The sequence below is a fragment of the Actinocrinis puniceicyclus genome, from assembly GCF_018283645.1.
GTDB lineage: Bacteria > Actinomycetota > Actinomycetes > Streptomycetales > Catenulisporaceae > Actinocrinis > Actinocrinis puniceicyclus.
The window spans coordinates 1-10,543 of the sequence record NZ_JAGSXH010000152.1; the positions used below are offsets into that span (position 1 = coordinate 1).

A 10,543-nucleotide genomic window follows, 5' to 3' on the forward strand; every position below is an offset into this window, starting at 1 on the left:
CGGCCGCCAGGTCGCCGAGCAGCCGTCCTCCAACTCATGGGCACCCGGCCCGGTCAACCATGGCGGGCCCGCGACCTCGCCCGAGCCTTCGACATCACCGAGGAGACGGGCTTGAACAGCTTCTGCGCCCAAATGTCCACCTGGTCAAGACTCGGCTACCTGACGAAGACCAGCCCAGCGACCTACCAGCTCACATGAGCCGGAAACTGGACAAGCACCCGGAATCCTTAACTTCGAGGCCTTGATGCTTTACCAGAAGTTGTACCAGCCGCCGGCGAACGCCTTGATGGAGCTGCAGCTGGCGAACCGCCAGCACCCGGTTCACGGCAGGTCCACGACGCGCGTGATTGTCGACGCGTACCAAAAACTGAACGCGCATCAGGTGGTCTCCCACAAGGTCTCAAACTTGACCACGCCGTTCGATCACACGTTCGCCAGCTTGGCGGACGCCGCACGCGTGGTCTTCCACTCACTGCTCGGGCAGAGCGGCGCAGCGGCGGGCGCAGCGGATCGACTGATCAATCTCCAGTTCTTCTTCATCGGCCCGATCCTGGGGCTGGCCGGTTGGGGCATCGTCATCCTGCTGCTGCGCAGCGTCGTGGCGGGCATTCGGCGTAGGCCGCAGCCCGAGGGCGCTTCGTGGCAGCTGGTATGGCTGCTGATCGTCGCTGTGACCATCGTGGTGTGGGCGCTGATTCTCTTCGGCCCGGGGGCGACGGTTGCTCACCAGGGCACTTACTTGCTTGAGCTGGTGTGCTTCGCTGTGGGCGTATCGGGATGGTGGTCGCTCTCACCACGGGCGGCGGTGCTGGTGGTCGCGAGTTCCTCGGCCTTGACGCTGTGGATGTTCGTCCGGTTCACGCCGAACGTCGCGGCGCCGGGGGCAGGCGTGCGCGCTCACGTCAGTGTCTCGGTCGCCATGCTGTTGGCGGCCTCTGTGCTCGCCTGTTTGGCGAGTCTGTGGTGGCTGGCTGGCGACGCGCGTGCAGACTTCGAGGCCGCGGATCTTGGCATCGAACCGCCACAGGTGCTGCGCTCGCCGGAAACCGGCCTCGTCGCAGACCAGGTGTGACACCAGGGTAGCTCCGGGGGGTGGGCCCGCGGGTGTGGGCCCGCCGAAGGTAACGCTGGCCTCGGCGGTAGGTGGAGATGGCGATCAGCGGATGGTTCCGCGACTTCGCCGGTCTCAAGCGCGGCGGTTGGACGTTCAGGCACGGGTGGAGTTGACCGCCCCTGGGCTGGCTGCTTGAAGTGCGTGGCCGCAGTTACGGACTTCCTCCGTTGCTTGTCACCGCGCTGCGGTCCAAAGCCGCTTTCGCATGAATGTCTGCCAACACTCTTCGCGATGCAGCCGCGCACGACCGAGCGCAAGGCTCAGCAAGCGGATGGTTCGCTCACCTTCACGTGAACGCGGCTGGGGTTGAACACGTTGGAGAGGCCGGGTGGTTTCGGGCGTATCTCGATGAGCGCGCAGGCTTCCTGGATCATGGCGCGGCGCTCGGCGAATCCGGCGGCGTCCCAGCGGGCGACCGCGTCCGCGGCGGCGCGGGCCGAGAGGTGCACGGGCGCGGACAGCTCCTCGAGCTGCTCGCGGGCGCGGCGGCGGGCGGCGACCAGGCGGTGGCGGGTTTCCTGCCAGAGCAGTTCCGGGCGGTCTCCGTCCGCGTGGAGATGGTCGTTGTCGGTCAGCAGATGGTCGTAGCGCTCGATCTGCCCGCGCAGCGCGGAAACCTCGGCCGAGGTGCCCTGCGTCGCGGTGCGCGCGCGACCCGCGTTGGCCGGGTCCTGGTACCAGGCCCGCACCGCGGCGAACACGATGGCCTCCACCCGGACGGCGTCCACGCTCTGATCGCAGCGCCCCCGCGCGTCCGCGGTGCCGGAGCACCGGTAGCGGGCCGAGGCCAGCATGGTGCCGTCCGCGCGGCAATGCCGACTCACCCCGCCGCTTCCCATACTCCGGCCGCACACGCCGCACACCATCAGCCCGGACAGCACCCGGGAACGGGGCCGCGACCCGCCCCGCCGGCGGCCGCGGACCACCGCCTGCACCCGCTCGAACAACTCCGGCCCCACGATCGGCCACACCACCTCATCGGCCAGCCCGGCGGGCCGCGGCAGCTCGGTGCGTAGGCTCTCGCGCTGCCGGCGTCCGTGCTCGTCGCGCCGCTCGCGTTCCCACTCCCAATAGCCGGCGTACTTGGTGTTCGTCAGTAGCTTGCGTATCGTCGGGAAACTCCACACCGCCCCGTGCGGGGTGCGCAAACCCGCCCGGTCCCACGCCCGTACTAGATCCGCGACCGTCCCGCCCTCCGCGATGCAGCGGAACGCCTCGCGCACCCACTCGGCCTCGGCCGGATCCGGGTACTGCGATATCACGGTGAGCGGGGCGCGCTGGCGTTGGAACCCGAACAGCATGCCCCACCCGCCGGGCTGCCCGGCCAGCCGGTCGTTCTCCTTGCGGGTCCTGATCCGCATGGACTTGATGTCGGATTCCCGGCATGCCCACGCCGCGGCCTCCCGTGCGGCGGCCCGGCCCTGGGCGCCGCATAGGTCGTAGCTGCCGTTGGTGCCGCGCACCATCAATCCGTCGTTGCGGTCGGCCGCCTGGATCAGCGCCTCGACGTCGCGCGGCTGGCGCAGCATCCGGTCCAAGTAGTAGATCACCACCCCGTCCACCACCCCCGCTTCGATCCGTTCCATCAGCGACCGCCATCCGACGCGGCGGGAGGCGGCCTTCAGGTTCCACGCGCTCAGGCTGTTGTCGATCCACACGAGACCTAACGGCAGCCGGTGGCGCACCAGGTGCTCCAGGATGTCGCGCAACTGCCGGGCCACCCCCTCCAGCTGTCCGCGCTCGTCCTTGCTGATCCGGCAGTATGCGTCGTAGGTCAGCGGCCGCGGACCCTGACCGTCCCATGGTTCCGCCAGTTGCACGCGTCCCTCGAACTGGGCGATGACCCGGCCGATCCCGTCGATCATCAGCGCCTCCGACTGACCGAGCGCCTCGGCCAGCGTCCGCTCTATCACCACGAGAACCTCCAGCGCGATCACCCGCGGCGCCCTGCCTGCCCCGGCGACAGCGGCTGCGTGCTGCGCCAGGCGAGTGATCCTTCCGTTCGTCGCCGACCAGGCGGCCGCCGTGGCGACGTTCGGGATCGCGGAGGCGGCGGTCCCGGTGATCATCGCGGCGGGCAAGAAGCTGATGGAGTCGCTGGTCCAGGATCTGGAGCAGTACATCATCGGACAGGTGGTCGAGGCTGCGGCCAAGCCGCTGTTCGCGAAGGTGGCCGAGGCGATGGCAGGCCTGCACTGGTCCAAGACCACCCCGGCCGGTTCGCAGTCGGCGGGCTTCTCGCTGGACGAGCAGGTGGTGCGCGCCCACACGGCGGCACTGCGACAGCATGCGCAGACGTTCCGGTCGCACGCGGTCAGCTTCCAGCAGGGTATACGGGAGCTGAGCTTCTGATGGCGGGTGGCGAGGGAGCCGCGGCCTTCAAGGGCATAGCGCAGGGCGCGGATGAGGCGCTGGGCAACGCAGGGCACGCGCTGGGCGACTTCGTCGAGAATACGGCGCAGACCGCGGATAAGACCACGGACGCGATGCTGGTCACCGAGGAACAGAACACGCAGGCGATCGCGAAGGTGATGTCCGGCGGCGCGGCCAGCCAGGAACGGGCCGCAGCCTCTGCCGCCGAGACGACCGCAGCGGCGTCGGGTGAGCCGAGCAGGTTCTCCGGCATCCTCGACCCGCAGGGCGCCGCCGCGGGCTGGGAGGGTGAGGGCGGACTGCGCTTGAGCCCCGAAGAGAATGCCGCGGCAGACCGGTTCCTAGCCCAGGCCAGGGACGCCGAGGCGAACATCACGCCGGTCGTCATGGGGATCAGGGACAAGGTCCCTGGCGCGCAGACCGTGGGCTACCCGGACTTCGTGCTCAAGGGCCCGGCCTCGTTCAAGCGCAAGCTGGCCACGGAGCTGTCGATCATTCCTGGTCGAGACATGGATGCGGCGCTGAGTCGTATGAAGGACACGGTCCGCTACACCCTTAAGTTCCCAGGTGACGGAACCGCCTATACCGACGGGGTCAGTTCGGCAATCGGCAGCTTTCGAGAATCAGGCGTCGGCAACGTGGACTTCAAGCCGAACTGGCGCGCGGAAGCGCGGAAGGCTATAAGGGGATCAACAGCTTCTGGCGCGACCCGCAGACCGGGCATGTGTTCGAGGTGCAGTTCCACACTCAGGAGAGCTTCGACGCGAAAATGGTCACCCACGGCCTGTACGAAGAGATGAGGATTCCCGGCGTGCCCGTGGAGAGAGTGGCACAGCTCAGGGCCGAGCAAGACCAGATCTTCCGGACGGTGCCGATACCCGAAGGCGCCGCAGACATCAAACCGCCGGAAAGATAGGGTGGCGAGCATGGAGCAAGACGATCCAGCTGTGCAGTATTTCGCCCTCATCAGGGACGACGGGACAGCTGAGGAGGCTATCGGACTGGTGCGTCGCATCCACACCCTGCCGGTTCCGACCGACGAGGCTATCGGCAACGACATCGAGTGGCACCCGACCGATTACCTGGATCGCTACTACATTCTCGGCAGCATGGATGGCAATCACGTCGAGGTTAGCGCCGAGTTCGCGGCGCAGTTGATCGAGCGCTGGCGAGCGCAGGCGGCCGCGCGCCGCAGCTGAGCCAACAGCGGTGACGCCGGCCGAATCCGCGGCGTCCGCGGCTCTGCGGCACGGTGTGGTGGCGTCCTTGCCGATCAGCAGATGCGGCAAGTTCGGGCCAGCGACGCCGCGGGCGTGCCCGGTTAGACTCGTGGTGTCGTCGACCCGTTGGGGGACTAATGACAGCGTTGCCGGTCGAGCGGGCATCTGCCACACCCGATCCTGGGCGCACGCCTGCGGCGGTGCGTGCTGTGCTCGCGCGGCATGCCGACCAGGCGACGCTCGCGCTGTTCGACCGTGAACTGGACGGCGCGTATGTCGAGGCGCTGGGTTCTGGCTCGCCCGAGCCGATGCGCGCGGTCGTGGGCCGCTGGTGGACGGTGGCGCAGATGGCCGAGCACGGCCCGGCCGCCGATCGGCGGTTTGTCTCCCGGGAGCAGTTCGCGGCGCAGTGGGAGCGGCGCAACGGCCGGCCTTTCCCCGGCGCCTGATCGCGGGTGTTCGTCTGGGACTACATAACGCCGCAGGTGGCGGAGCAGGCGGTGAGCACGCCTGCGGACGCGGCGGTGGCGTTCATGGCCTTCATGGACGCGGTGATCTTCGATCCCTGGGAGTTCGGGCGCACGGCTGGTCAGGCCGTGGACCGCGCGAAGAACCTGCGTACCACCGGCTTTGGCCCGGCCGGGCTGGTGACGTTCCTGATTCTTGAGGAAGAGCGCCTGCTGTTGGTCGTGCAGGTGCAGTGGGCTGGCTGAGTCTCACAGCCTTGCCTGATTCGAAAACCCGTGCGAGTGTCCCGGATGTGTCGACCTGGGCACTGTCCGCAACAACCAATGCTCACGCGGCTCGTTGAACCGGGCGTCGATGAGGCGCGTCCGAATCGATAGAGCCGGGAACCGAGGTGAGGACCCCAGATGAGCGATCGAAGCGCGATCGAGTGGACCGAAGCGACCTGGAACCCGACCACCGGCTGCGACAAGGTCTCCGTCGGCTGTGACAACTGCTACGCGCTGACCCTGGCCAAACGGCTGAAAGCGATGGGCGCGCCCAAGTACCAGAACGACGGCGATCCCCGTACCTCGGGACTCGGGTTCGGCGTGACCGTGCACCCGGCGTCGCTGACGATCCCCACCCGCTGGCGAGCGCCCCGGATGGTGTTCGTCAACTCTATGTCCGACCTCTTCCATGCCAGGGTGCCCTTCTCCTTCATCCAGGACGTTTTCGCGGTCATGGCGGCCACCCCACAGCACACGTACCAGGTGCTGACCAAGCGATCGACCCGACTGCGGCGCCTGGCAGATAGGCTCGAGTGGCCGGACAACGTGTGGATGGGCGTGTCCATCGAGAATGAGGCGCATACGGGCCGGGCTGACGATCTGCGCCAGGTGCCTGCGGCGGTCCGCTTCCTCTCCTGCGAGCCGTTGCTCGGTCCGTTGCGCGGGCTGAAACTCGACAGTATCGACTGGGTCATCGCCGGCGGGGAATCAGGCCCGAACCACCGTCCAGTCAAGGAGGAGTGGGTCACCGCACTGCGCGACGCGTGCACGGATGTCGGGATCGCGTTCTTCTTCAAGCAATGGGGCGGCCGTACCCCGAAGACCGGCGGTCGGCTGCTCAGCGGCCGCACCTGGGACCAGATGCCCGGAACCGCACGGCCCGGCGCGTAGCCAAAGAGGCATCGCATAGCTCGTACTCCCTTCCTGATGCGCCAAGTGTCCGGTACAACCGAAATAGGCGTATCGGGAGGGGAGGGGCCGTGGCGACCCCAAAGGAGCCGGTCTGGAAGCGTGACCCGCACACTGCTGCGAAACACCAACTACTTCGCCGCTACCTTCAAGCGTGGTGCCCGATTGTGCTCGGCAGCTTCGGCACGGCCACCTACCTGGAAGGCTTCGCCGGTCCGGGAATCTACGAAGCAGGGGAACCGGGCTCGCCGGTCATTGCCCACCAGCAGATCTCCGCCGCACTACGCTCGGGCAAAGGGCATGGTACGAACATGGCGCTGATCGAAGAAAGCCCGACGCGCCTGGCCATCCTCAAAGAGCAGATCGCGACGAAGTGCGACGACAACCCTCGCCTCAAGGTGACGTACCGGCCCGGGCGCTGCGCCGAGCAGATGATTGGCTTGCTGGAGGAAGTGGGTGCCTTCGGCAAACCGATCTTCGCGTTTCTTGACAGCTGGGGCGGCCCTGACATTCCGTTCGCGCTGCTGGAGCGTATCGCCGCCAACAACGGCAGCGAGGTGCTGCTCACGTTCGGCCCTGCGTTCTTGACCCGTTTCGGCACGGATCCACAACATGCTGCGAAGGGCGACGCCCAGTTCGGCGGCACCCACTGGCAGGGCGTTTACGGTCAGCCGAAAGCTCAGAAGGGGCGGCACCTGGCGGATGCCTATCGCTACATCACGCTTCCGCGGGCTGGCTTCACGCACACGCTCGCCTTCGAGATGCGCGACGAGGGAGGACGCGGCCTCTGGCTCATCTTCGGCACCAAGCACCCGGCCGGGCTGGAGAAAATGAAGGACGCCATGTGGAACGTCGACCCGTACGGGGGCGTGCGCTACGTCGACCCCGCGGACCCGGCACAGATCGCCCTGGACATTCGTCCCGAGCCCTTCACCGGGCCGTTACGCCGGGAACTGCTCGCTCGCATCGACCAGGAGGACAAGGGCGCCACCGTCGCGGTGCTGCAGGACTTCGCACTGCGCGAGACCGTCTACAAGCCCACGCACGTCATCTCGGCTGTCCGCGCCCTCATTCAGTCAGGGCAGCTCGAAGCCAAGACTCCAGGGCGGCTCAGCACGCGCACGTTCGTCGGACGGACTCCGGGAGCTGAGCAGGTGCAGCAGCTGTTCTGAGCGCGTTGAGATGTGCCGCGTAGGCAAGCTCCGGGACCGTGATAGCCGAGTCTTCGCCCCTCGGAGAGTTCCCCGACGTGGGATGTGGAAATAGCCGCTGGTGGGACGACGATCGATTACCGTACACAGGTATGTCAGCTGGAGTTTCGCACTCTCGGGGCCACGTTCGGGTGACCTGGGGGCGTGGCGGTGGGGCGCTGACGTGGGCATGAGAAGAGCATCGGCGTTGAACTCAAGTTCCTTTGCAGGGATTGACGCCGATGCTCTCGTGTGTGACGGTATCCGACGGCTTGTCCGAAGTGTTGGAGGCGTTGCGCGGCGCGTTCACCGCGCCCACCTTCGCCACGTTCAAGGATCTGGTCGGCGGGATGCTGTCCGCGACCGGGGAGCATACGGTGACCGGGATGTGGATCGCGGCGGGCCTGGCCGGGCGCGCACATTGGGCTCGGGGGCACCGGTTCTTCGCGCAGGCGAAGTGGGATGCGGACCATCTGGGTTTGTTGCTGCTGCGCCTGGCAGTGCGCCTGTTCGCCCCGGACGGGGCGTTGCGCCTGGTGGTGGACGAGACCTTGTTCCTGCGGTATGGCAAGAACGTCCACGCGGCGTTCTACCAGCACGACGGCTCGGCCAACGGGCGCGACGGGCTCGGGCGGGGCAACAGCTTCGTGATCCTGGGCTTGGCGGTGAGCGTGCCGTTCATACAGCGCGCGGTGCTGCTCCCGGTCCTGTTGCGGCTCAACCTGGGCAAAGACGGCCCCTCGAAGGTCGAGCAGGCCCGCGCCATGGTCGGGCTGGTCGCCCGCGCGTTCCCGCACCGGCGCATCGACGTGGTCGGCGACGCGCTCTACCGCGGCAAGGTCTGGCGGGACCTGCCCGAGCGCATCACCTTCACCACCCGCCTGGCAAGAGCGCGCTCCTGCCAATAGGCGCCGCTGGTTCCACTGGACACTCTGGCCCTCCCCGAGCCGCCGCGCAGTGTGCGAATCAGACCACTACTAAACGGGATAGCACGGCATTCAGTCGCGAGAGAGACCGGTGGCGCTTGTGCGCTCTCGCGCACGCCCCGGCCCATGATCGATGCTGCGGACGGGACACGTCGCGCAGCGGCGTGAAAGGGATGCCTTCGGGCGGCGGACGCCGGTACGGTAGGGGCTATGACCGCGCAGACGCTTCACCGAGCGGGCACTGAGCGGCCCGAGCCACCGCTGCCACTGTTCGAGGTGCGTGCCGAGCTAGAGCGGGTCACGAACGTCGGCCCGTTCGACCGGTGGGTGGAGCTGGCACTTCAGCGCGCGGAGCGCACCGGCGACTTCACGCGCTATCACAACGAGCTGCGCGGCTGGTTGAACACCGCGCTAAGCGGCAAGCATCAGGAGCAGCTGCTCGCGGTGCCATACGGGGAGCGCGACGCAGTGCTGGCGCGCTTGGCGAGTGAGTGGATCGCCGCCCATCCAGCGCACACGTCGTTCGCCTGACGCAGGTGTTCACCTGGGGATGGATGTCCGACCAGGTCCGCTCGATGCTCGATGGGTTGCCGGCTGAGGCGGGTGTGGCGCTCCAGGCGTTCATGGCGGCCGTCGTCTTCGACCCCTGGTCGTTCGCTCCGGCCGGGTCGGGCAACATGCCGACGGTGGAATTCGGACCCGGCGGCCAGGGCCTGGTGACGTTTCTCATCCGCGATGACGAGCGGGAAGTGCTGATCACGCAGGTTCTCTGGTTCGGCTGAGACGCATCTCTGCGGGCGTCGTGGTTCGGACTTCGTGGCACAGGGTCATGTTGATCCCCACTCGCCTCTGCTGGGCGGGAGATCGCTGAGCAGGCCGCGATGCTTGTGAACGGCAAGGCGCTGTCCTGCCTGTGTGGCAACGCCACCAGTTGGGTGGTGCTGCGCGCCGATGGAGCACGCGTCACGGCCACGTGCGGCCGTGCGGCGCGCACGTATACGGCATCGGCCCCGCCAACGGAGAAGAGGACAGGAGAATGCACCGCTCACCGGGCTCTAGCTCTGCTCACCAAGGGGGCTGGTGTCCGTGCGGCGCGGGGTGCGCGCCACAGTTCGCGCACCAGAAAGCGAACCCGAATCCGACTCGTGAACAAAACAGTGAACAACACACCAGTGCGGGAGCACTTGAAGTGCTCCCGCGCTGGTTAATGGTGGTGCCCCCGGCGCGATTCGAACGCGCGCACCCGCCTCCGGAGGGCGGTGCTCTATCCCCTGAGCTACGGGGGCGGCAACGGGAGAACGATACCAGTTCCCGCGTTGTGCCCGCGCACGGTTAGTCGCACGGCTAGGCTAAGCAGCGTGACTGAGGCCGTGGAGGGCCGCGTTGAGCTGGGCGGATCACCGGGAGTGCCGACGCGGCGAGTGCTGGTCGTGGACGACAGCGCGGTCATTCGGCAGCTGATCGCCGTCAACCTGGAGCTCGAGGGCTTCGAGGTGTTCCTGGCCGAGGACGGGCAGGAATGCCTGGACGTCGTCGAAGCCGTGCACCCGGACGTCGTGACGCTCGACGTCGTGATGCCGCGGCTGGACGGCTTCGCGACCGCGGCCCGGTTGCGGTCCGGGCGCGCCACGAGCGGACTGCCGATCGTGATGGTGACCGCCTGCGCCCAGGAAAGCGACCTGGCCCGCGGGCGGGAACTGGGCGTCGAGGCATACCTCACAAAGCCGTTCGAGCCGGCGGAACTGGTGCGGGCGGTCCGGTGCGCGGCGGGGCTCGACTAAAAGGCGATCTAGATCATGAAGACCGGGTTACGCGGAGACCGATCGCTGCGGTACGCCACGTAGCGAAGCGGTGGCATCTGCGTCAGGCGCCGCACTCGGCTCGTGACTTTGTGAAGGATGCCTCGACGTAGCTTGTGAGATTGTGAAGCCCGTCACCGCTGCCGCCGCGGTTTCTCGGCCCTTCCGCGAGTGCCGGGGCGCGCGGCGTTCGAAATACACTGCTGCGCTATGACGCCACTGTCCGACCCGGCGAAACCCGGTCGCGTGCACGCCGACGACGTCGAGGCGGCCGACTC

14 protein-coding genes and 1 tRNA gene are annotated in these 10,543 nt (G+C 67.6%); 13 read left to right on the forward strand and 2 right to left on the reverse strand.

Features of this window, described 5'->3' with window-relative positions; translation table 11 throughout:
- Both KGA66_RS25660 and KGA66_RS25665 read left to right on the forward strand, forming a co-directional pair.
- The coding region (locus KGA66_RS25660) for a hypothetical protein (RefSeq protein WP_211471535.1) at window positions 1-198 on the forward strand (198 nt) is incomplete at its 5' end.
- 43 nt (window positions 199-241) lie between these two features.
- Entirely contained in the window at window positions 242-1,072 is an 831-nt protein-coding gene (locus KGA66_RS25665; protein ID WP_211471537.1) for a hypothetical protein, read from the forward strand.
- Window positions 1,073-1,374: 302 nt separating this feature from the next.
- On the opposite strand, the gene KGA66_RS25670 is transcribed toward KGA66_RS25665, so the two are convergent.
- Window positions 1,375-3,051, reverse strand: a complete 1,677-nt coding sequence (locus KGA66_RS25670) for a recombinase family protein (RefSeq protein ID WP_211471539.1) — start codon at window positions 3,049-3,051, stop codon at window positions 1,375-1,377.
- A gap of 52 nt (window positions 3,052-3,103) precedes the next feature.
- Between KGA66_RS25670 and KGA66_RS25675 the strand changes: the two genes are divergently transcribed.
- From KGA66_RS25675 to KGA66_RS25720, 10 genes are all read left to right on the forward strand, one after another.
- Complete coding sequence (locus KGA66_RS25675) at window positions 3,104-3,466, forward strand: hypothetical protein (protein ID WP_211471541.1); 363 nt, start codon at window positions 3,104-3,106, stop codon at window positions 3,464-3,466.
- Window positions 3,466-4,287 carry a hypothetical protein gene (locus KGA66_RS25680; protein WP_211471543.1) on the forward strand — a complete coding sequence of 274 codons (822 nt, stop codon included), beginning with the start codon at window positions 3,466-3,468 and terminating at the stop codon, window positions 4,285-4,287. The genes KGA66_RS25675 and KGA66_RS25680 overlap by 1 nt, the downstream gene beginning before the upstream one ends.
- A gap of 126 nt (window positions 4,288-4,413) precedes the next feature.
- Window positions 4,414-4,686, forward strand: a complete 273-nt coding sequence (locus KGA66_RS25685; RefSeq protein ID WP_211471545.1) for a hypothetical protein — start codon at window positions 4,414-4,416, stop codon at window positions 4,684-4,686.
- 158 nt (window positions 4,687-4,844) lie between these two features.
- Complete coding sequence (locus tag KGA66_RS25690; RefSeq protein ID WP_246508678.1) at window positions 4,845-5,156, forward strand: DUF6247 family protein; 312 nt, start codon at window positions 4,845-4,847, stop codon at window positions 5,154-5,156.
- Window positions 5,157-5,162: 6 nt separating this feature from the next.
- The gene (locus tag KGA66_RS25695; protein ID WP_211471549.1) at window positions 5,163-5,420 is read left to right on the forward strand and encodes a hypothetical protein; all 258 of its coding nucleotides are present in this window, start codon (window positions 5,163-5,165) and stop codon (window positions 5,418-5,420) included.
- Window positions 5,421-5,579: 159 nt separating this feature from the next.
- Window positions 5,580-6,332, forward strand: a complete 753-nt coding sequence (locus tag KGA66_RS25700) for a DUF5131 family protein (RefSeq protein ID WP_211471551.1) — start codon at window positions 5,580-5,582, stop codon at window positions 6,330-6,332.
- A gap of 89 nt (window positions 6,333-6,421) precedes the next feature.
- Entirely contained in the window at window positions 6,422-7,522 is a 1,101-nt protein-coding gene (locus KGA66_RS25705) for a three-Cys-motif partner protein TcmP (protein WP_211471553.1), read from the forward strand.
- Between the two features lie 272 nt (window positions 7,523-7,794).
- Complete coding sequence (locus KGA66_RS25710) at window positions 7,795-8,448, forward strand: transposase (protein ID WP_211471563.1); 654 nt, start codon at window positions 7,795-7,797, stop codon at window positions 8,446-8,448.
- A gap of 228 nt (window positions 8,449-8,676) precedes the next feature.
- Window positions 8,677-8,997 (forward strand): hypothetical protein, encoded by a 321-nt coding sequence (locus KGA66_RS25715; protein ID WP_211471565.1) that lies wholly within the window; start codon window positions 8,677-8,679, stop codon window positions 8,995-8,997.
- A 23-nt stretch (window positions 8,998-9,020) separates the two neighbouring features.
- The gene (locus KGA66_RS25720; RefSeq protein ID WP_211471567.1) at window positions 9,021-9,248 is read left to right on the forward strand and encodes a hypothetical protein; all 228 of its coding nucleotides are present in this window, start codon (window positions 9,021-9,023) and stop codon (window positions 9,246-9,248) included.
- Between the two features lie 429 nt (window positions 9,249-9,677).
- Here KGA66_RS25720 and KGA66_RS25725 read toward each other — a convergent pair.
- Window positions 9,678-9,752 (reverse strand) — tRNA-Arg (locus tag KGA66_RS25725).
- A gap of 72 nt (window positions 9,753-9,824) precedes the next feature.
- Between KGA66_RS25725 and KGA66_RS25730 the strand changes: the two genes are divergently transcribed.
- Window positions 9,825-10,247 carry a response regulator gene (locus KGA66_RS25730; RefSeq protein WP_211471569.1) on the forward strand — a complete coding sequence of 141 codons (423 nt, stop codon included), beginning with the start codon at window positions 9,825-9,827 and terminating at the stop codon, window positions 10,245-10,247.
- Window positions 10,248-10,543: the final 296 nt, after the last annotated feature.